Raw genomic sequence first — 19429 nt, forward strand, 5'->3', positions numbered from 1 at the left:
AATCCCGCGTTCACGCCGCCTGGCATTTCCGCACGTCGATCGGGAATCGCAGCGCAGCGTCACGCTTGCATGGCCAGCGGCGCCGACAGTGCCAGATGCAAAAGGCGACGATCGCGGCTCAAGCCGCCGCCGACAAAACCCCGAAACCGTCGTCGACCCCGAAGAACCGCGCCACCGCCTGCTGCTGCCGCTGACTGACGGTTTCCGTGCTGACCACACGCCAGAAATCCTCGACGCCGTCGTGATCCTCGCAGTACCAGCGGATGTGCTTGCGCCCGATGCGCACGCCCTGCGCCTCGCCGTAGAGCCCGACCATCGCCTGCAGGTGTTCGAGCAGCAGCCGGCCGATCCAGTCCCGCTCCGGTGGCGGCAAGTGGGTGCCGGTTTCCAGGAAATGCCGGATTTCGCGGAAGATCCACGGTCGCCCTTGCGCGGCGCGGCCGATCATCAGGGCATCGGCGCCGGTGTGACGAAGCACCCGCTGCGCCTGCTCCGGTCCGCGGATATCGCCATTGGCCATCACCGGTATCCGCACCGCCTGCTTGATCGCGGCGATCGTGTCGTACTCGGCTTCGCCTTCGAAACGATCCTCGCGGCTGCGGCCGTGCACGGCGAGCGCGGCGATGCCGGCGTCCTCGGCGATTCGGGCGATGCGAACGCCGTTGCGCTCGCTGCGTGACCAGCCGGTGCGGATCTTCAGGGTCACCGGCACCGGCACCGCCGCCACCACGGCCGCACAGATCCTGGCCACCAGTGCCTCGTCGCGCAGCAGCGCCGAGCCGGCGTCGACCTTGCAGACTTTCTTGGCCGGGCAGCCCATGTTGATGTCGATGATGTCGGCACCGTGCCCGACGTTGTGACGCGCCGCCTCGGCCAGCAGTGCCGGATCGTGCCCGGCGATCTGCACCGAAACCGGGCCCGCCTCGCCGGCGTGGTCCATCCGGGTGCGCGATTTCTCCGTCTTCCACATCCGTGGATCGGAAATCGTCATTTCGGACACGGCCAGCCCGGCACCGAGGCGACGGCACAGCACGCGGAACGGACGATCGGTGACGCCGGCCATGGGCGCCAGCACCAGCGCGGGTTCGATCAGATGAGGACCAATCTTCATGCCGCGCATTTTCACCGATCGTCGCCGCTGCCGCCCGTCGGCACCGTGAGCGACCGCCCGCCGTCACGGACCGCGCTCTATGATGTCGGCCAATCTGATGCCACCGACGCCGCAATGACTGCCACTCCGAACGGCCCGCGACTGGGCCGGCTTGACGCGCTGACCCTCGCTGCCGCCGCCGTCCTGATGGTGGTCGTGCTGACGCTGCACCTGCTCAGCGCCTTGATCGCCGGCCTGCTGGTCTACGAACTGGTGCATGTGCTGGCGGCGCGGCTGCGCGTGGCCTCGCTTGGACGGGAGTCGGCCAAGGTGGTCGCCGTGGCGCTGCTGGCCAGCGTCGTCGTCGGCCTGCTGACCATCGCCGTGCTAAGCCTGGTGGCGGCGATGCGCAACGGCAGCGACAACCTGCCGGCGCTGATCGCCCGGCTGGTCGAGGCGATCGACGACTCCCGCAGCCGGCTGCCGGCCTGGATCGTCGACTACCTGCCAACCGACGCGGAAGACCTGCGCCGCGATCTGGTGGCCTGGTTGCGCGAGCATGCGAGCACCGTGCAGGGATTCGGCAAGTCGTTTGGCCGCGGGCTTGCGCACATCCTGATCGGCATGATCGTCGGCGCGATGCTGGCGCTGCGCGAAGCGACGCCGATTTCCGCGCGCGGGCCGTTCTCGCGCGCCGTCGCCGAACGCGCGGGTCGTCTCGCCGAATCGTTCCGCCGCGTGGTCTTCGCCCAGACCTGGATCGCGACGATCAACGCGCTGTTCACCTGGCTCTACCTCGGCGTGGCGCTGCCGGCATTCGGCGTCGACCTGCCGCAGGTCAAGACGCTGGTCCTCGTGACCTGGGTCGCCGGCCTGATTCCGATCCTCGGCAACCTGATGTCGAACACGGTGATCGTTGCCGTCAGCCTCGGTCATTCGCTGGAACTGGCGGCGATCTCGCTGCTGTATCTGATCGTCATCCACAAGCTCGAGTATTTCCTGAACGCCCGCATCATCGGCTCGCAGATTCGCTCCCGCGCCTGGGAACTGCTGATCGCGATGCTGGTGATGGAATCGGCGTTCGGCATCAGCGGCATCATCGCCGCGCCGTTCTTCTATGCCTACTTCAAGGAAGAACTGTCGCGCCTGCGCATGCTGTAACCCTTTTCTTTCCCAATCTCCAAACATTCATGGTCAGTGCCCACGATCCGGCCGCCGACGCGCCGCCGCCGCATCCCCACGATTTTTCCGAGCAGCTGATCCGCCAGTTGTACGAGGACCTCGACGGCCTGCTGTTCGACGGTGCCGATGCCGTCGACGAAGCCTGGCCGCTCGTGGTCGACGCCGCCCGCTCGGCCCGTGCCCGCGGCGCGGTGCTCGTCGTGTTCGCGCGCGCCACGCTGGCCGCGCATCACCTGCTGGTCTACGGCGAAGCGCCAGACGAATCGGTCGCGCTGGATGATGCCGCCGACGCCGTCGCCAGCTTCGTACCCGAAGCCGCCAGCCAGCTGTCGGCGCTGAAGGCCCACGCCGAACGCCTGACCCGGCACATGGCGATTGCCGAGCAGTCGCCGGACGCGATCCATGTGCCGCTGTCGAAGACCATCCAGCGCTTCTACAACGCGCTGGCCGACGAGGACGCCGTGATCGGCGGCCGGGCGCTGATCGAGATGCGCTCGATCATCCTGCATCTGGACGCCTGCGCCAGCGCCCTCGATCTGGCCACCGCCGAACCGGAACCGATCCGCGTGATTCGCCCGGACCGTTTCCACGACTACTTCATGCAGTACGCCAGCCTCGCCCAGAAGCAGGATGGAGCTGCCGGCGAGCAGGCGGTGGCCACGCTGACGCAGGACGGCCGCATCGCCGCCGTGATCACCGAGGACACCCATCCGCTGGAAGCCGCAGCGCGCGCCGTGCGGGAATCGATGCACGGCGACGACACCACGCGCAGCCACGCGCTGGCGCGAATCCGTGCGCTGCTGGACGTGCTCGATGGCCTGCGCCGCTCGCCCAACCCGCTGCTCGGCGATGCCATCAACGACACCACCGTGCACCTGAGCCTCGTGCTGGCCGCCGCCACCGCGCCGCTGCAGGCGGCCTCCGGCTTCCGGTTCCAGGCCATCGCCCAGATCGCCCGCTACAACCAGCAGCTGCTGCGCAACGCCGCGCGCACCGACGGCGCCGCGCACTGAGTCGAGGCGAGCCGGGCTGTCGAGACGCATCGGTCCGGCGAGATCGGTCTCGGCGGCCCCGGCAGCAGCCCTCCGCCCAACGCTCAATGCGGCTGCCGTCGCGCTCGCCGCGGCGCGGCATCCGTGCATCCGGCACGGGAATCGACGCGTAGCAAGAAAGCCGACAACCGCGTCGGGTTGATGCCTCGAGGCGTGTGCTGCGACGCAACAGAAAAGCCGTCATTTCAGGTGTTTGCTTTAAGGCGCGCATCCCGCCTATTCTCGAAACAGCAATGAAATGAGGAGGTCCTGATCGTGGCCCGAACGTGGCTGCCGATCCGGATCGCCTGACTTGCAGAACATCTCCCGCCTGAACCGGATGGTGGTCCGGCCAGTGCGGCTGTAGCAGTTCAATTCGCAACTATTTTGGGAGTGGGTCCATGAAGAAATACGCGATCGGCCTGATCGCCGCGACGCTGGGGGCTACCAGCGCCCTTGCGGCGCAGCAACCGGCCAATTACGACGCTGCGCTCAGCGTGCCGCTGCGCAACGGAAGCGGTGTCACGGGGGCGAAGAAGTCCACGGCGATGCTGCGCACGACCGACGCCCGTCAGGGTTCGGTCTCGGTGACCAAGCCGGTCTCGCTGACCGTCGCTGGCCTGCGCTCGGAGTACGACGCGCAGCTCGACGCGCCGACCTTCCTCTGGGCCGACGCCACGATGCCGGTGGCCGCCATCGCGCCGCTGAAGTCGCAGAACGTCGCCGAAGGTGCCGCCCGCCAGTACCTGAAGGCGCAGGCCTCCGCGCTGAAGCTCAGCAAGGACATGGTCGACGGCGCGCGGATGGTCGATCTGCATGACACCGGCAACGGTCCGATCATCGCCCGCTTCCGCCAGTATCAGGACGGCATCGAAGTGTTCGGGCAGGGCCTGAACGTGATGATGGACCGCAACATGAAGCTGGTCGCGACGTCCGGCTACTTCGCGCCGACGCCGTCGTCGGCTTCGTCGAAGCAGGCCAGCGCCGCCTCCGCCGGCAGCAAGTTCAGCCTCAGCGCCGAACAGGCGCTGGCCGCCGCCTTCAAGAGCGCCACCAACCAGACGATTTCCTCGTCGGTGTTCACCAGCAAGGGCGTTCGCGACGAGTACACCGACTTCACGGTTGGCGCGAACAGCGCCGAAATCGTGGCCTATGGCGAACCGCGCGCCAAGAAGGTCTTCTACTACAACGAAGGCAAGATGACGCCGGCGTGGTACACGGAAGTCAACGCGCGCAGCATCGATCTGGTTGACGACTACAGCTACGGCATCGTGGTCTCGGCGGTCGACGGCGACGTGCTGTTCCGCAAGAACCTCACCGAAGAGGCGACGTTCAACTACCGCGTCTATGCCGACGCCAGCGGCATCAATCAGCCGTTCGATGGCCCGATCGGCAACGGCACCGCCCCGTATCCGAACGGCTCGGTGGTCAACCAGCGCCTGCCGCGCGTGGCCGCGACCCCGAATCTCGTGACGCTGGCCTCCGGCCCGATCTCGACGCGCGATCCGTGGCTGGCCGACGGCGCGACCGTGACGACCGGCAACAATGTCGATTCGTACCTCGACATCGTCGACGGCAACACCAACGCGCCCGGAACGCCGCTCGATCAGCGCACCGACGGTTTCACGCCGAACAGCGCCGATACCCGCGGCAACGTCAACGGCTCGAGCACGTTCTCGTACCCGTACCTGCCGGACGCCGATCCGACCACCGCGACGCAGCGTCAGCATGCCGCCGTCCACCTGTTCTACATCAACAACTGGCTGCATGACTGGTGGTACGACAACGGCTTCGACGAAGCCGCCGGCAACTCCCAGGAAGTCAACTATGGCCGCGGCGGCGTCGAAGGCGACCGCATGCTGGTTGAAGGACAGGACTTCAGCGGCACCAACAACGCCAACCAGCGCACGCCGGCCGATGGCGGCCGTCCGCGCCAGCAGATGTATCTGTTCGATGGTCCGGTCAATGGCGAAGTCACCGTTTCCGCGCCGGTCGGCTCGGTGCCGTTCGGCACGGCGAGCTTCGGCCCGCAGGTGTTCGACGTCAGCGGCGCGGTCAGCGCCTCGGCACCGCTGAACGGCTGCACGCCGTTCACCAACGCAGCCGCCGTTGCCGGCACTGTCGTGATCATCGATCGCGGCGTCTGCTCGTTCCAGACCAAGACGGTCAACGCGCAGAACGCGGGTGCGATCGGCGTCATCATCGCCAACAACGCTGCGGGTGCCCCTCCGGGCCTCGCCGGTGATGCCACCCAGCCGGCTGCAACCATCGGCACGCTGTCGGTCGCCGACACCAGCGGTGCGGCGATTCGTGCGGCACTGGCGAATGGTCCGCTGACCGCTCGCCTGCGCCGGGCGGCGTCGATTCCGATCGACGGCACGGTCGACACGCAGATCATCGCGCACGAGTGGTTCCACTATGCGTCGAACCGCCTCGTCGGCAATGCCAGCGGCCTCAGCAATCAGCAGGGCCGCGGGATGGGCGAAGGCTGGTCGGACTTCTCCGCGCTGATCCTGTCGGTTCGCCCGGAAGATCGTCTGGTCTCCGGCAACAACAACTATCAGGGCGCCTACCCGGTTGCCGTGTATTCGACGCAGGATTCGTACTTCGGCATCCGCCGTGCGCCGTACTCGACGAACCTGAACGTTTTCCCGTTCACGTTCCGTCATATCTCTGACGGTGTTGCCTTGCCGACCAACGCGCCGATTCTGGTCTTCGGTGCCAACTCGCAGGTCCACAACACCGGCTCGATCTGGGCCAACACGCTGTGGGAGTTCTACGTCAACCTGCTGAACGATCCGCGCTACAGCTTCACGCAGGCGCGCGAGCGGATGAAGGACTATGTGATCGCCGGCCTGAAGATGACCCCGAACGCGCCAACGCTTCTCGAAGCGCGTGATGGCATTCTGGCTGCCGCCCTGGCGCGTGACCCTGCGGACTTCCGTCTCGCGGCAACCGCATTCGCCAAGCGCGGCATGGGTGCCGGTGCAGTGGCCCCGCCGCGTGGCAGCGCGACCAACTCCGGTCCGGCTGCGGTCGAAGACTTCACGGAGTTCGCCGGTCGCGTCCTGGTGACGTCGGCGTCGCTGGACTTTGGCTACGTCAACGGTGCCACCGGCTTCATCGACAACGACGGCATCCTTGATCCGGGCGAAACGGCGCTGCTGACGATCAACCTGGTCAATCTCGGTACTGCGCCGATCACGTCGAACGTCACTGCCCAGCTCAGCTCGGCGGCCGATCTGACTTACGCCAACGGTGGTGTCGTGACGTTTGCGGCGTCGCCAACGGCTCCGATTGCCATCGGCGGCACGGCAACGGGAACGATCGAAGTCACGCTGCGCAGCGCCACCAGCACCGCTCAGCAGATCACGCTGAACATCGCGTTCCCGCAGGTTGGCGCCACCGCCAACGAGGTGTTCGAAGCCGCCGGTCGGACGATCAACCTGACCGTCAATTACGACATCGTCCGCAACAGCCGCGCGACCGACGACCTGAGCCAGCCGATTGCCTCGACGTTCGACTGGGGTCGCACCCTCATCGGCGGCGGCACGGGCTGGAACATCGTCAATGGCGACCCGGCACCGTTCCTGTTCGCCACCGGCAACATCTGGTACGTGCCGGACAACGGCAGCGCGAATGACATCCGCTTGACCACGCCGCCGGTGGCCCTGGCTGCAACGGGCCCGAGCCAGATGACGTTCTCGCATTACTTCGAGTTCGAACCGGATACGGCCGAGCTCGGCTTCGACGGCGGCGTCATCGAAATCAGTTCCGATGGCGGCACCACGTGGCGGGACGTCATTGCAGCTGGCGGCGCGTTCGTCGGCAGCAACGGCTACAACGGCCGCATCGAAGCGTTGGAAGCGGACGGCACCTTTGCACCGGGTGGCGCGACGAATCCGGCACCGGGCTTCATCGCCGACAACTTCGCGGCAGCCAATGGCTTCCTCGATCCGGTGACCGTCACGCTGCCGGCCAGCCTCGCCGGCCGTACGGTGCGTCTGCGCTTCCGTCATGTCAGCGACGGTTCCGTCGGCGCCTTCGGCTGGTCGGTCGACAACATCACGTTCACGGGCGCAACCAACACGTTCAGCGTGGTGGCGGCCGAGAACGGTGTGCCCGACAACCAGGCGCCGGTCGCCAACGCCGGTCCGGATCGCGTGATCGCCAACGGTCGCGTGGCCAACCTGATCGGCACCGCCTCGACCGACGATGCCGGCATCACCAGCTACGCGTGGACCCAGGTCTCGGGCCCGACGGTGACGATTGCCAATCCGACGGCGGCCACGGCGAACTTCACGCCGACGGTCAACGGGACCTACGTGTTCAGCCTGCGGGTGACGGATGTCCGCACGCTGTCGTCGACGGATACCGTGTCGCTGACGGTGATCACGGCGCCGGTGGCCAATGCCGGTCCGGATCAGACGGTCGGCCTGCGTCGCACGGTGAACCTCGATGGTCGCGCATCGACCACCGACGCCAGCAGCACGCTGACGTACGCTTGGACCCAGGTGAATGGTCCGGCAGTCACGTTGAATGGTGCGACCACGGCCACGCCGTTCTTCTCGGAGACTGAAGTCGGCAGCTATGTGTTCACGCTGACCGTCACCGATTCGCGTACCCGCGCCACGTCGACCGATTCCGTGACGGTCAACGCGCAGGTGCCGACCGGCGGTGGTTCGTTCGGGTTCCTGATGCTGGCCCCGGGTCTGCTGGCGGTGCTGCTGCGCCGTCGCCGCAAGGCCTGAAGTAAGTCACAGGCCGGCCTGAACAAGGCCGGTTGCTGAAACGATCCCGGGGAGGCTCGCCTCCCCGGGATTTTTTGTGCCCGGCCGATCCACGTCGATGGCTGCGCTAAGCTCGTGGCCTGTCACGGATGCCACGCCATGTCGACGCTGCCCCTGCACCACCCTGTTGCACGCCGACCCCGGCTCGGCTGGCTCATCGCGCTGCTGAGCCACACGCTGCTGGTCGCATGCGCCGCCCCCCCGCCGCCAGCGCCCGCGCCGGAACCGACGGCGACCGAAGCTCGAGCGACGACCGCGACAAGGCCACCGGCTGAAGTCGAGCGTCTTCCGGCGGCCGATGCCCCCGCCCCGCCCGTCCAGAAGAAGGCTGGCCCCCGCTCACAGGAGCCCAACGTGAACCCCTCCGACATTGCCGTGCGGTTGAGTCGCGGCCCTTGCTTCGGCCGCTGCCCGATCTACTCGGTGGCGATTGACCCCCGCGGCAGTGTCACCTTCACCGGCGAGCGTTTCGTCGCGGCCATTGGCGAGCATCACGGCACGGCCGATCCAGCGGCACTGGCCGCGTTGCGAGCGCTGCTGGCCGATGCCGACGTCCGGAAGCTTGACGGCGACTACACGCCAGCCGACAAGCGTTGCGGCCAGTACGCCACCGACATGCCGATGGTGCGCATGGAAGTGGTCGAGGGCGGGCGTCGTCGACAGATCGATCACTACACCGGCTGCGACGCGGCGCCGGAATCATTGACGCGACTGGCCAAGGCCATCGATGCCGCTGCCGGCAGCCAGCGCTGGATCGACGCCGCTCGGGAATGATCGTGCACCGCGTCGCTCGACGCGGAAGGACTGGCCGAGCAGGCTCTGCCCGAACGGGATCAGTCAGCGCCGACCCAGTCCGCCAGCGCCGGCTGAAACTTGAGCGGCGAGAACTCGATGATCCGGTAGTCGGCCAGGCCCTCGCGCTGATACGGGTCCAGCGCAAAGAACTCCTCGACCCGTTCCGCCGCATCGGCCCGCAGCAGCACGATGCCGCCAAGCCGGCTGGCTTGCGGCCCGGAACAGAGCACGATGCCGTGATCGATCCCGGTCTGCAGATAGGCCCGGTGCGCGCCGACAACGTCCTTCAGCTCGTCCGCGGGTACGCGATACGTGATCTCGACGACGAAATGCTTCACGGCGGCAGCCTCGGGCGATTGACGGGCGACGAGTGTAGCGAGCGCAACCGGGCTCGTCTTCCGGCCCATGTCGCAGCCAGTCGAGCGGTCAGGCCTCGCGCCAGGCCGCCAGCGCCAGCAGCAACCAGCCGGCCAGAAACAGCAGGCCGTCGATCGGCGTGATCGCACCCAGCACCCGGACGCCGCTGAGTGCCAGTGCGTAGAGGCTGCCCGAAAAGATCAGCACGCCGACGGCGAAGCACAGTCCGGACGCGCTCAGCAGCCCGGACGGCCGGAGCAGCGCGAGCACGCCGACGGCCAGCAGCGCCAGCGCGTGATAGAAGTGATATTCGACGCCCGTGCGATAGACCGCGAGCAACTCCGGACTCAGCCGCGCTTTCAGCGCATGCGAACCGAAAGCGCCCAGTGCCACCGCGAGAAAGCCGAAGATCGCGGCGGTCGCCAGCATCAGGCGTGCGGTCAAAGTCGGCCGTCCTTCTTCACACGGCTCAGGATCTTCTCGACGGCTTCATCGGCGGTGAACTTGCTGGTATCGATCGACAGCTCCGGTTTTTCCGGGGTCTCGAACGGGTCGTCGATGCCGGTGAAGCCCTTGATCTCGCCGCGCCGAGCCTTCTTGTACAGGCCTTTCGGATCGCGGGTTTCGCAGACGGCCAGCGGCGTCGCCACGTAGATTTCGTAGAACTCGCCGAACTGGCTGATGCGCGCCCGCGCTTCGTCGCGCGCGCTGCGGAACGGTGCGATCGCGGCACAGATGCAGATGCCGCCGTGCTTCGTCACTTCGCCGGCCACGTAGCCGATGCGCCGAATGTTCAGTTCGCGATCGGCCCGCGAGAACGTCAGGCCGCTCGACAGCATTTCGCGAACGATGTCGCCATCGAGAATCGTCACTTCGCGGCCGTGTTCGCGGCGCAGCGCGCCGGCCAGCCGCTCGGCAATCGTCGACTTGCCGGCGCCGGACAGGCCGGTCAGGAATAACGTAAAGCCGCGGTTTACCGCTGCGTTCATCAAAAACTCCCCGGAAAAACGGAAGAAAACCTGCCAAAAATCGCACCAGCGTCCGCGCGACTCCAATAATCTTATCAAGCGAAAGAATGGCGCCGAGCGGCAAGCACCGCAGCGCGCCCTGACCGATGTCCATCCGGCTTCGGGAGCGCCCCATGGCTTCGGCGTGTCGTGCTGCCGGGCTTATCGCGGGTCGTAGCCGCGCCCCTCGCTCTCGGTGTACGCCACGCGGCCATTTTCCAGAATTACGCGGCTCAAGAACGATCTGGACCCAAAGTTATAACGCCATTCCTCGCGATATTGGACGGTGAACGTCGCCGGGCCACGATATTTTTCGATCTTTCGATAGCGCCGTTCGGCAGGATACGGCGTTACTGGACTCAGCACGCGCCGCGTTTCGGGTTCCCCGCAGAACGCGAGCAGCCGGTACTTCGACTCGCCGTTGACGATGTCGTACGGCGTGCAGCGCGGATTTTCGGGGGGGCGGAAGCCGTAGCCCTCGGTCTCGATCTCGACCAGCCGGCCGTTCCGGAAGCGCAGCAGCCGCAGCAGCTGGCTCGATCCGAAGTTGTAGGTCCAGACCTCGACATCGTCATAGCGGTCGCCGGTCTCGGGATCGACTTGCGGCAGCACGTCGCGCAGCGCCGGCTCGCCGCACACCGCCTTCACGGCGGCCGTGCTGTCCTCGGTCGACACGATTCGGGAGCCGCAGCGCAAACTATCCGACGCAGCCGTGCCACCTTGCCCGAGAATGAACAAAAACGTGAACGAAATCATGGACAAACCACGTAGCGGGCGGAATGAACCCCTGATTCCTTTTGCGGTCTTCTTGCAGCGTTGGCCTGCATACACTGCCGCGCACTCCTGAACCGAGACTGTCCATGCGCTTTTTACCGTACATCGCCGCTGCCGTTGCGTGCGCCGGCCTGCTGGCAGCGCCGGCGCAGGGTGCCGCTGTCGAAACCGAACATGTCACGGCCGAGCTGATCGCGGAGAACACGGCGCTGGCCGCCGGGGCCGACAACACGCTGGCACTGCGGCTGGTGCCGGAGCACGGCTGGCACATCTACTGGCGCAACCCGGGCGATTCCGGCAAGCCGACGTCGATCGCCTGGGTGCTTCCGGACGGCCTGCAGGCGGGCGAGCTGCAGTGGCCGTATCCGCACCGCGAAAGCCTGGGCGACATCGTCAACTACGGCTATTCCGACGCCGTGCTGATGCCGGTGACCCTGGCGGTGCCGCAGCCGCTGCCGGCCGGCGTTGCCGCCGATCAGCCGCTGCGCTTGAAGGCCAAGGCCAGGTGGCTGGTCTGCAAGGACCTGTGCATCCCCGGTTCCGCCGAGCTCGAGCTGGCGCTGCCAATCGCCGAGAAAGGCGCACCGACGATGGCGGACGAGCGCTGGCGGGATGCCTTTGCCAGGACCCGCGCCGCGTTGCCGCAGCCGGCACCGGCGGACTGGACCCTGCGCTTCCAGGTGCACGCCGAGGGCGCCGACAAGGCATTGGCGCTGGCGATACGCCGCGGCGGCATCAGCAGCAGCGGCGAACTCTCGTTCTTTCCGTACGCCAGCGATCTGATTGCGCACTCCGCACCGACCCGCTTCGCGCAGGACGCCGATGGCAACCTGCGCCTGTCGCAGAAGCTCAGCGACTACTTCGTCAAGGCGCCGGATGTCGTCGAAGGCGTGCTCGTGGTCCATGACGGCGATACCGACAAGGCCTGGGAAATCCGTGCGACGCTAGGCCCGGTCGCCGTGGTGCCGGCTTCGGCCGCTGCGCCAACGATCGAAGCTGCGGCCACCAGCGCGCCGCCGGTCGAACCGATCAACTATTTCCTGGTGCTGCTGTTCGCGCTTGTCGGGGGCTTGGTGCTGAACCTGATGCCCTGCGTCTTCCCGGTGCTGTCGATCAAGGCGATCAGCCTGGTCGAGGCGCGTGGTGCCACGGCGCGGCGGCAGCGGGCGCACGCGCTGGCCTACACCGCCGGCGTGCTGCTGACCTTCACCGGCCTCGCGGCGCTGCTGCTGATCCTGCGCAGCACGGGCAGCGCCATCGGCTGGGGCTTCCAGCTGCAGCATCCGGTGTTCATCGCCGGCCTCGCGTACCTGTTCTTCGCGATGGGCCTGTCGCTGTCGGGCGTCGTCGAATTCGGCACGCAGCTGATGGGCGTCGGCCAGTCGCTCGCCGATGGTTCGGGTTATCGCAGCTCGTTCTTCACCGGCGTGCTGGCGGTCGCGGTGGCCAGCCCGTGCACGGCGCCGTTCATGGGCACGGCACTCGGCTATGCGCTGTCGCAGCCAGCGCCGGTGGCCCTCAGCGTGTTCGTCGCCCTGGGCCTCGGGCTGGCGCTGCCGTTCCTGCTGATCGGCTTCCATCCGCCGCTGGCGAAGGCTCTGCCGCGGCCCGGCAAGTGGATGGAAACCTTCAAGCAGTTCATGGCGTTCCCGCTGTACCTGACGACGATCTGGCTGCTCTGGGTGCTCGGCGGCCTGACCGACCGCAACGGCATGACCGTCGCGCTGCTGGGCCTGACCCTGATCGCGTTCGCGCTGTGGCTGTGGAATCGGCCGGGCAAGGTTGCCACCGTGGTCAAGCTGGCCGCCGTCGCCGGCGCGCTGGCGCTGCTGGCCAACCCGCTGATGCAGAAGGCCAGTGCCGGCCCGTCGAGCGTGGCTCATCAGGGCAATGTCGAGCCGTATTCGGACGAGCGCCTGGCCCAGCTGCGCGCGGAGGGCCGCACGGTGTTCGTCAACTTCACCGCGGACTGGTGCATCACCTGCAAGGTCAACGAGCGCGTGGCGCTCGATTCGGCCTCGGTCAAGGCCGCGTTCGCCGAGCGCAACGTCGTCTGGCTGGTCGGCGACTGGACGCGCGAAGACCCGCTGATCACGCGAACCCTCGAACGCTTCGGCCGCAGCGGAGTGCCGCTGTATCTGCTGTACGGCGACGGCGCGGAACCGCAGGTCCTGCCGCAGGTGCTGACGCCCGCCACCGTGCTGGCCGCACTGCCGCCGCTGAAAACGGTGGCCCGTCAGCCCTGATCAGGACTGTCGCGACGAATCGACGTTCACGGCCCGGCCGATGCCGGCTCAGCGAGCTTCGCCTTCGGCGTGACGACGGCAAGCAGCAGGTACGCGGTCAGCGCCGCCGCCAGCGACGCCAGATACGGCGCCGTCCAGCCGAAGACGTGGCTGCCCAGCAGATAGGTCGTCAGTGCCGCGATCAATGCCGCCGCGGCGCTCGCGGCGCCACCGACGCGCGGCAGCCACAGCGCGAACGCAATCAGCACCAGCACGCCGGCGGAGCCGATGCCCGATGCCTGCTCGACCAGCGCGTACATGCTGTCGCTGGTGAATGACAGCCCATAGGCGGCGATTCCGAAGCCGACCACCGCAGCGCGGTTCATCCGCAGCTTCGCGCGCTCGCTGACCGCGGTGCCGAGCAGCGGCTCGGCGATGTTGTGCGCCGCCAGCGAACCGGCGACCAGCAGCGCACCGGACAAGGTCGACAGGATCGCCGACACCAGCGCGCCGAGGAACAGCACGTACAGCGGCGTCGGCAGGCGGCTTTGCGCGAAGCGGGACAGCACCTGCTCGGGGTCGACGTCCGGGCCGATGAACGCGGCCGCCCCGAGGCCGATCACCACCGGAATCAGCCCGACGGCGAGATACAGCAGGCCGGCGCCGACAGTCGCCACGCGGGCCAGACGCGCGTTGCGCATCGCCAGCACGCGCGAGGTCAGTTCCTGCGCGGCGATCGTGCCGAAGATCGGCACCGCCAGGATCTCGATCAGCGGCCGGTCCGGCGGCGGCGCTTTCGCGGCGGCGGCAGCGGCGGTCTGCGGCAGGCTGTCGAAGCCGCCGAGCAGCGCGAACATCGCCCCGAGCGCGACGAGACCGGCGATCAGCACCAGGCCTTGTGCAAGATCGGTCCAGGCATCGGCCCACATGCCGCCGACCGCGGTGTAGATGATCACGACCAGCGCCGCGATCGCCGTGGCAGTGATCAGCCCGAGTTCGCTAACCGAGGCCAGCACCTGCCCGAACGCGCGGACCTGCGCCGCCGCCCACAGCAGCGACGACGGAATCATGATCAGCGCCGCCAGCCGCTCGATGCCCGGACCGTAATGATTGCGGAACAGGTCCGCCAGGGTCAGCAGATTGCGCTTCCAGAGTGCCGCCGCGAAGAACAGGCCGGTGGCGATGAGGCCGATCGAGTAGCCGAACGGGTCCGAACTCACCGCGTTCAGTCCGCCGCGGTACGCCTCGGCCGTTGCACCGATGCAGGTCTCGGCCCCGAACCACGTCGCGAACACCGAAAACACCGACAGCCACGGCCCGAGGCTGCGCCCGGCGACGAGATAGTCGGCCTCGGTCTGCGGCCGGCGCGCGATGACGAAGACCACGGCCAGCTGCAGCACGACATAGCCGAGGATGCACAGCAGGATCGGGTTCAAGGCAGGCAGTGGGCGCGGACGACGAACGTTCGGCAAGGCTAGCGGAAAGCCAGCGCGACAGCGCCTGCCGCAGCGTCGGCTCCGGCTTGGCCGGTGCCGTCGACGGGTCCGCAACGGGCGCCTGCACCAGAGCCGGCCTTGGACTCGATGAGGCTGCCGCGCGCGGCAAGGGCCGCGGGATCTTGCTCGGCGTCGGCTCCGCTGTGTCATCTGTCGCTGCCGTCACCCGCTTCTGCCGCACCGTCTCGACCGGCGTCCTGGTGAACACTTGCGCCTGGATCGGCGGCCGCACAGGGCCGGTGCCATCGGTGCGGAAACCGTCCAGATCGAGCCCGTGGGAGGCATCGCGTGTCGAACCCTTCGACGTCTCACGGCCGGACCGCACAAACGATGGATGCGAGGCGCCGCCTCGCGGTCGGGGGCCGCCGATGCCGACACACGAAAGCCGACGACGAAACTGGCCGACGACTGCCCGCGCCGCGCGCGGGCGGCAGCGGCGGCCAGAAACAGCCGGCAGGTCACAGTGTTGGCCGGCACGCCACCGAATTCGTGGCCGCGTACGCCGCACAGCGTGCCGGTCAGGAAGCCGAACGAATGGCCTCAGCCGGCGATGACCACTGCTGCCGCGAACCAGCCGGCTGCGCTCGCCGACCGCGGCATCGGGCGAAGCGGTGGCGAACGCGAGGATTGCAATCGCATTGACGATGACGCCGAGGGGCGTGCGCCGCCAGCCGCCTCGTCCCCCGGGACGTCCAGCGAGAACTGCGGAATCAGTGGCCAGACCGCGACATGACCGGTCGCCGCTGAGGTGAAGCCCAGCCCGGCAACGAGACCCAGCAGGCACTGCCCCGCATGGTGAAACGCAAGGCGCGAGCGGTGGGCAGCCGGCAGCGGTGCAAGGCCCATCGTGCTGTCTCCTGTCCTTGTGCGCGTGTGCATCCCGATGGCTGACGGTCACGCTCGCCCGTCGAGTACGCCCGCGTCGGGCCGTGCGCAAACCGCGGGAACGGATGGACCGGGCTGCACGCCATCGGCTGCGCATTCGGACCGGAATCCCGGCAAGATCGCGCCATGAATGCTCCTTTCGACGCTTCCCGAATCCGCTTCGCGCTGCACGGTGGCGCCGGCGAACTGCCCGCCAACGCGGGACCGCAGGATCGGCAGCGCGCAGCGCTGCGCGACATCGCCGAGTCGGCCTGCCGGGTGCTGCGCGAGGGCGGCAGCGCCGTCGACGCCGTGACCTTTGCGGTCGAGCGGCTGGAGCTTTGCCCGCTGTTCAACGCCGGCATCGGCGCGGTGCTGAATCGCGACGGCCTGCCCGAACTCGATGCCGCCGTTGCCCGCGGCGAAGATCGCGGCTGCGGTGCCGTCGCGGCCGTGTCGCGCGTCGCTAGCCCGATCCAGCTCGCCCGTGCGGTGATGGAACGGACGCCGCATGTGCTGCTCGTCGGCGGCGGCGCCGAGCGCGTCGCCGCCGATCTCGGGCTGACGATGGTCGAGCCGGCGCATTTCATCATTCCGCTGCGTCTGGAACAGCTCGAGGCCGCGAAGCGAACCGGCGCCATCGCGCTCGATCATGTCGACGACGACGTGCCCGATGCCGCCTTCGGCACCGTTGGCGCCGTCGCGCGCGACGGCCGCGGCCATCTCGCGGCCGCCACCTCGACCGGCGGGCTGACCAACAAGCTGCCGGGCAGGGTCGGCGACAGCGCCGTGTTCGGCGCCGGAACCTTCGCCGACGACAGCAGCTGCGCGATCTCGTGCACCGGCACGGGCGAAGCCTTCATCCGCGCCGCGTTCGGCCAGAACGTGCACGGCCGCATCGTGTTCCGCGGCCAGTCCATCGATCAGGCCTGCGCAGCCGCACTGGACGACGTGCGCCGCGCCAACGGCGTCGGGGGCTGCATCGCCATCGGCCGCGACGGCACGATCAGCCTGCCGTTCAACGCGGGCGTGCTCTACCGCGCCTGGGTCGATCAATCCGGGATTGCCAAGGTCGCGATTCGCCGCGACGATGCCGGCTGACCCTTTCGATTTTCGGAGTGCTTCGATGCGTCTGATCGCCGTGGCTGCGGCCCTGCTGTGCACCCCGGCGGCATTCGCCGCGCCGGTGATCGTCGATTGCGGACGCCTGCTCGACGTCAAGGCCGGCGTCTGGCGCGAGCGCACCAGCGTCACCATCGACAACGGCGTGATCACGGCGGTCGGCCCGACCCTGCCCGGACCCGGCAATCGGATCGACCTGAGCCAGCAGAGCTGCCTGCCGGGTCTCATCGACATGCACGTGCATCTGACCAGCGAAACCGCGAAGCAGGCCGATGCCTTCCGCGACGAGCTGACCAGCAACCCGGCCGATGACGCCTACCGTTCCGTGGCCTACGCCGAGCGCACGCTGAAAGCCGGCTTCACCACGGTGCGCGATCTCGGCGGCAGCGATGGCGTCAACATCTCGCTGAAGCGCGCGATCGCCGCCGGGCGCGTGCCCGGCCCGCGCATCTACACCGCCGGCAAGGCGATCGCGACCACCGGCGGCCACGCCGATCCGACCAACAGCCTGTCGCAGCGCTTCAGCACCGCGCTCGGCATTCCGGGGCCGGTCGACGGCGTGATCGACAGTGTCGATCAGGCCCGGCAAGCCGTGCGCGCCCGTTACAAGGAAGGTGCGGACCTGATCAAGATCACCGCGACCGGCGGCGTGCTGAGCCAGGCCGCCAGCGGCCAGAATTCGCAGTTCACCGAAGAGGAAGTGCGCGCCGTCACCACCACCGCGCACGACTACGGCTTCCGCGTCGCCGCCCACGCCCACGGCAACGAGGGCATCAAGCGCGCACTGCGCGGCGGTGTCGATTCGATCGAGCACGGCACCTACATGGACGACGAAGCGATCGCGCTGTTCCGGAAGACCGGCGCGTTCTATGTGCCGACGATTTCCGCCGGCCGCTATGTCGCCGAGAAATCGAAGGACGCCGACTACTACTCGCCGCTGGTGCGTCCGAAGGCCGCCGCGATCGGTCCGCTGATCCAGCAGACTTTCGGTCGGGCCTGGAAGGCCGGCGTCAAGATCGCCTTCGGCACCGATGCCGGCGTCTTTCCGCACGGCGAAAACGCCAAGGAATTCGCGTACATGGTCGAAGCCGGCATGCCGGCGATCGACGCCATCCGCGCGGCGACGATCAACGCGGCCGAACTGCTCGATCAGCCGAAGCGGCTGGGCCGGCTGGAGCCCGGCTTCGTCGGGGATCTGATCGCCGTCAGCGGCGATCCGCTGGCCGACATCACGCTGCTGCAGACGCCGATGTTCGTAATGAAGGACGGCGTGGCCTTCCTGCGCCCCTGAGCCGCCATCGGCCGCGACGGGTTCGTCAGGCCACCGGAAGCGCAAACAGGCGGATCGGCTCGTCGAAGCCTTTCACGTCGATCGGCGGGCGCACCTCCAGCGGCACGTCGCCAGCCAGTTCACGGGTGCGGCCGTCGATCAGGATCTCCAGATCGGCGGCCTGCTCGCACAGCCGCGAGGCCAAGTTCACGGCCGGGCCCACCGCGGTGTATTCCAGCCGTGACGCGCCGCCGATGACGCCGACCGTGACGAAGCCGCTGGCGACGCCGACGCCGATGCCGAGCCGGTGGCCGTCGCTGCTCCAGCGGGCGTTGACCTTGGCGGCGGCGTCGCGCACGCGGTGGGCGATGCGCAGGCCGGTCACCGCGTGGTCGGCGATCGACAGCGGTGCGCCGACCAGAATCAGGATGCCGTCGCCGGCGTAGTCCTTGATCGTGCCGCCGTACTCGGCCACGACGGTGCCGACGGCGTCGTAATACTCGCGCAGCACCTCGATCACGCGGGAACTCGGATGCGCCTGCGCGTAGGCCGTGAAGCCGCACAGATCGCTGACGACGACGGTGATCTCCAGATAGTTCTGCTCCATCGCGTGCTTCAGGCCGCGCCGGCGCACCAGTTCGGCGACCTGCGTCGACAGGAAGCGCGACATGAACTGCCCGCGCTGACCCTGCAGCACGTGGTAATGCACGGCGCCGATCAGCGTGATCATTTCGCCGATCACGACACTGATCACCCCGACCGCTTCCGCCAGCACGAAGCTGACGATGAAGAACGGCATCGCGATCGCCAGACCGATCACGCGGATCCGTTCCGGCCGGTCCGGGTGGCGTCGCAGCAGCAGCAGGATCGACAGCAGGCCGGTCAGGGCCGAAAACAGGATCGGCCCGGCGAACAGCCAGAAGCCCGGATGATGCAGCGCATCGGGCGTGGTCGCCGCGAACTGGAAGTGCTCCGCCCGGATTTCGGGGGCGGCGATCGCGAACACGCTGTACAGCGCGCCGGACAGCTGCCCGAGCTTCAGCATGCCATCGCCGCCGCGGGTATCGAGCGCGCCGGCCGGGATCGTCCGGCGCACCCGCAGCACCCATTCCAGCACCGCGATGATCGCCAGCGATTCGGGAATCGCCAGCCAGCCGCCGAGCCGCGGATTGGCGGGATTGGCGAGCACGAAGCTCGAGTTCGCGAAGATCGAGATGCCGATGAAGGTCAGCGCCGCGGCCAGCGCGCGCGAGGTCGGCGACTCGCGGTCCGCCGAGACGAACGCCAGCGCCATGCCCAGTGCCACGAGCGAGACCAGCACCTGCGGAATGATCGCGTCCATGCCCCGGATTATGCGCACGCCCGCCGCGTTTCCGGGACCTCCCACTGATCACATCGCGAGATTGCGCGTCGAGTGCCATTTGTC

General features: G+C 68.0%; 15 protein-coding genes. 7 read left to right on the forward strand and 8 right to left on the reverse strand.

Annotated features, from left to right (window positions below):
* Window positions 1-118: 118 nt before the first annotated feature.
* Window positions 119-1111 (reverse strand): tRNA dihydrouridine synthase DusB, encoded by a 993-nt coding sequence (dusB, locus tag QZ951_RS01965; RefSeq protein ID WP_292997990.1) that lies wholly within the window; start codon window positions 1109-1111, stop codon window positions 119-121.
* Window positions 1112-1225: 114 nt separating this feature from the next.
* Here dusB and QZ951_RS01970 point away from each other — a divergent pair, with 114 nt between their 5' ends.
* The 4 genes from QZ951_RS01970 (at window position 1226) to QZ951_RS01985 (ending at window position 8867) form a co-directional block, all read left to right on the forward strand.
* Complete coding sequence (locus QZ951_RS01970) at window positions 1226-2251, forward strand: AI-2E family transporter (RefSeq protein WP_292997992.1); 1026 nt, start codon at window positions 1226-1228, stop codon at window positions 2249-2251.
* A 29-nt stretch (window positions 2252-2280) separates the two neighbouring features.
* Complete coding sequence (locus tag QZ951_RS01975; RefSeq protein ID WP_292997994.1) at window positions 2281-3285, forward strand: hypothetical protein; 1005 nt, start codon at window positions 2281-2283, stop codon at window positions 3283-3285.
* Between the two features lie 419 nt (window positions 3286-3704).
* The gene (locus QZ951_RS01980) at window positions 3705-8054 is read left to right on the forward strand and encodes a M36 family metallopeptidase (RefSeq protein WP_292997996.1); all 4350 of its coding nucleotides are present in this window, start codon (window positions 3705-3707) and stop codon (window positions 8052-8054) included.
* A gap of 393 nt (window positions 8055-8447) precedes the next feature.
* Entirely contained in the window at window positions 8448-8867 is a 420-nt protein-coding gene (locus tag QZ951_RS01985; RefSeq protein ID WP_292997998.1) for a DUF6438 domain-containing protein, read from the forward strand.
* Between the two features lie 59 nt (window positions 8868-8926).
* Here QZ951_RS01985 and QZ951_RS01990 read toward each other — a convergent pair whose 3' ends face one another.
* The 4 genes from QZ951_RS01990 to QZ951_RS02005 all read right to left on the reverse strand — a co-directional run bounded on the left by QZ951_RS01990 (window position 8927) and on the right by QZ951_RS02005 (window position 11008).
* Window positions 8927-9226: a YciI family protein gene (locus QZ951_RS01990; protein WP_292998000.1), complete on the reverse strand. Its 300-nt coding sequence runs from the start codon at window positions 9224-9226 to the stop codon at window positions 8927-8929.
* 88 nt (window positions 9227-9314) lie between these two features.
* Window positions 9315-9674 (reverse strand): DUF423 domain-containing protein, encoded by a 360-nt coding sequence (locus QZ951_RS01995; RefSeq protein ID WP_366943785.1) that lies wholly within the window; start codon window positions 9672-9674, stop codon window positions 9315-9317.
* A gap of 11 nt (window positions 9675-9685) precedes the next feature.
* On the reverse strand, window positions 9686-10234 hold the full coding sequence (cysC, locus tag QZ951_RS02000; protein ID WP_292998004.1) for an adenylyl-sulfate kinase: 549 nt from the start codon (window positions 10232-10234) through the stop codon (window positions 9686-9688).
* 180 nt (window positions 10235-10414) lie between these two features.
* Entirely contained in the window at window positions 10415-11008 is a 594-nt protein-coding gene (locus QZ951_RS02005; protein WP_292998006.1) for a DUF2845 domain-containing protein, read from the reverse strand.
* Window positions 11009-11112: 104 nt separating this feature from the next.
* Here QZ951_RS02005 and QZ951_RS02010 point away from each other — a divergent pair, with 104 nt between their 5' ends.
* Window positions 11113-13272 carry a protein-disulfide reductase DsbD domain-containing protein gene (locus QZ951_RS02010; protein ID WP_292998008.1) on the forward strand — a complete coding sequence of 720 codons (2160 nt, stop codon included), beginning with the start codon at window positions 11113-11115 and terminating at the stop codon, window positions 13270-13272.
* 26 nt (window positions 13273-13298) lie between these two features.
* Here QZ951_RS02010 and QZ951_RS02015 read toward each other — a convergent pair whose 3' ends face one another.
* Both QZ951_RS02015 and QZ951_RS02020 read right to left on the reverse strand, forming a co-directional pair.
* Window positions 13299-14687, reverse strand: coding sequence for a sodium:solute symporter family protein (locus QZ951_RS02015; RefSeq protein ID WP_292998010.1), 1389 nt, complete (start codon window positions 14685-14687; stop codon window positions 13299-13301).
* 600 nt (window positions 14688-15287) lie between these two features.
* Window positions 15288-15593, reverse strand: a complete 306-nt coding sequence (locus QZ951_RS02020; RefSeq protein WP_292998012.1) for a hypothetical protein — start codon at window positions 15591-15593, stop codon at window positions 15288-15290.
* A gap of 165 nt (window positions 15594-15758) precedes the next feature.
* On the opposite strand from QZ951_RS02020, the gene QZ951_RS02025 reads away from it, so the two are divergent.
* Both QZ951_RS02025 and QZ951_RS02030 read left to right on the forward strand, forming a co-directional pair.
* The gene (locus QZ951_RS02025) at window positions 15759-16712 is read left to right on the forward strand and encodes an isoaspartyl peptidase/L-asparaginase family protein (protein ID WP_292998014.1); all 954 of its coding nucleotides are present in this window, start codon (window positions 15759-15761) and stop codon (window positions 16710-16712) included.
* Between the two features lie 25 nt (window positions 16713-16737).
* Window positions 16738-18024 carry an amidohydrolase family protein gene (locus tag QZ951_RS02030; RefSeq protein ID WP_292998016.1) on the forward strand — a complete coding sequence of 429 codons (1287 nt, stop codon included), beginning with the start codon at window positions 16738-16740 and terminating at the stop codon, window positions 18022-18024.
* A 25-nt stretch (window positions 18025-18049) separates the two neighbouring features.
* Here QZ951_RS02030 and QZ951_RS02035 read toward each other — a convergent pair whose 3' ends face one another.
* Complete coding sequence (locus tag QZ951_RS02035) at window positions 18050-19363, reverse strand: adenylate/guanylate cyclase domain-containing protein (RefSeq protein ID WP_292998018.1); 1314 nt, start codon at window positions 19361-19363, stop codon at window positions 18050-18052.
* Between the last annotated feature and the right edge of the window lie 66 nt (window positions 19364-19429).

The organism is Nevskia sp. (assembly GCF_021732705.1).
GTDB lineage: Bacteria > Pseudomonadota > Gammaproteobacteria > Nevskiales > Nevskiaceae > Nevskia.

What these genes read in the sequence shown, in the direction of transcription:
- dusB (WP_292997990.1), bottom strand. Translation starts at nt 1,111, where the DNA reads ATGAAGATTGGTCCTCATCTGATCGAACCCGCGCTGGTGCTGGCGCCC.
- QZ951_RS01970 (WP_292997992.1), top strand. Translation starts at nt 1,226, where the DNA reads ATGACTGCCACTCCGAACGGCCCGCGACTGGGCCGGCTTGACGCGCTG.
- QZ951_RS01975 (WP_292997994.1), top strand. Translation starts at nt 2,281, where the DNA reads ATGGTCAGTGCCCACGATCCGGCCGCCGACGCGCCGCCGCCGCATCCC.
- QZ951_RS01980 (WP_292997996.1), top strand. Translation starts at nt 3,705, where the DNA reads ATGAAGAAATACGCGATCGGCCTGATCGCCGCGACGCTGGGGGCTACC.
- QZ951_RS01995 (WP_366943785.1), bottom strand. Translation starts at nt 9,674, where the DNA reads ATGCTGGCGACCGCCGCGATCTTCGGCTTTCTCGCGGTGGCACTGGGC.
- cysC (WP_292998004.1), bottom strand. Translation starts at nt 10,234, where the DNA reads ATGAACGCAGCGGTAAACCGCGGCTTTACGTTATTCCTGACCGGCCTG.
- QZ951_RS02005 (WP_292998006.1), bottom strand. Translation starts at nt 11,008, where the DNA reads ATGATTTCGTTCACGTTTTTGTTCATTCTCGGGCAAGGTGGCACGGCT.
- QZ951_RS02010 (WP_292998008.1), top strand. Translation starts at nt 11,113, where the DNA reads ATGCGCTTTTTACCGTACATCGCCGCTGCCGTTGCGTGCGCCGGCCTG.
- QZ951_RS02020 (WP_292998012.1), bottom strand. Translation starts at nt 15,593, where the DNA reads ATGGGCCTTGCACCGCTGCCGGCTGCCCACCGCTCGCGCCTTGCGTTT.
- QZ951_RS02025 (WP_292998014.1), top strand. Translation starts at nt 15,759, where the DNA reads ATGAATGCTCCTTTCGACGCTTCCCGAATCCGCTTCGCGCTGCACGGT.
- QZ951_RS02030 (WP_292998016.1), top strand. Translation starts at nt 16,738, where the DNA reads ATGCGTCTGATCGCCGTGGCTGCGGCCCTGCTGTGCACCCCGGCGGCA.